Below are 717 nucleotides of genomic sequence, written 5' to 3' on the forward strand. Positions count from 1 at the left end.
TCGACTCGCCGGTGACGACCGCCTCGTCGACGGTACACTCGCCCTCGGCCAGCGTGCCGTCCACGGGCACGCGCTCGCCCTCGGGGACGAGCACGCGGTCGCCCGGTTCGAGCGCGTCGACCGGGACGGTCTCGGTCCCGGCGTCGGTTTCGCGGGTCGCGTCCGCGACGCGGGAGACGGTGAGGTCGGTCAGCGCGCTCGCGGCGTTGCGCTTCGCGAGCGACTCGTAGAACGTCGCGCCGGTGACGCCCGCGACCGCGACGACGGCGAGGTCGTAGTAGGCGCCGAACGTCCCCGCGAAGTAGCCCGCGATCCCGAACAGGTACGCCGCGACGGCGGTCAGCGTGACGAGCAGCCCCGTGTTGGGCGTCCGGAGCACGATCGCGATGTAGGCGTCCCGGAGCACGGGCGCGCCGGTGACGACGATGACGACGAACGTCAACACGAGGAAGACGGGCACGACCGTCGTGATGCTCGCACCGCCGCCCAACGGGTCGGCGAAGCCCAGCAGCGCCGCGAGGTGGGAGGGGTAGAACACGACGGCGTAGGGGATCAGCAGGAACGAGGCGAACACCACCCCCGCGGCGTAGCGGTAGCCCAGCGCGCCGTCGACGATGCCGCCGTCGGTGTCGACCGAACTGCCGGGCTCGCGCTCCTCGCGGGGCGTGGCGTCGTAGCCGAGGCCGGAGAGCGCCTCCGTCAGCGCCTCGGTCGGCG

Annotated in this window: 1 protein-coding gene; it reads right to left on the reverse strand. The window is 73.1% G+C overall.

All coding sequences use genetic code 11. From position 1 onward, the window contains the following. Window positions 1-717 (reverse strand): P-type ATPase (locus ACFR9S_RS09105; protein ID WP_459077200.1); only part of this gene is annotated, 717 nt, incomplete at both ends.

This window comes from Halolamina salina, assembly GCF_042678005.1.
GTDB lineage: Archaea > Halobacteriota > Halobacteria > Halobacteriales > Haloferacaceae > Halolamina > Halolamina salina.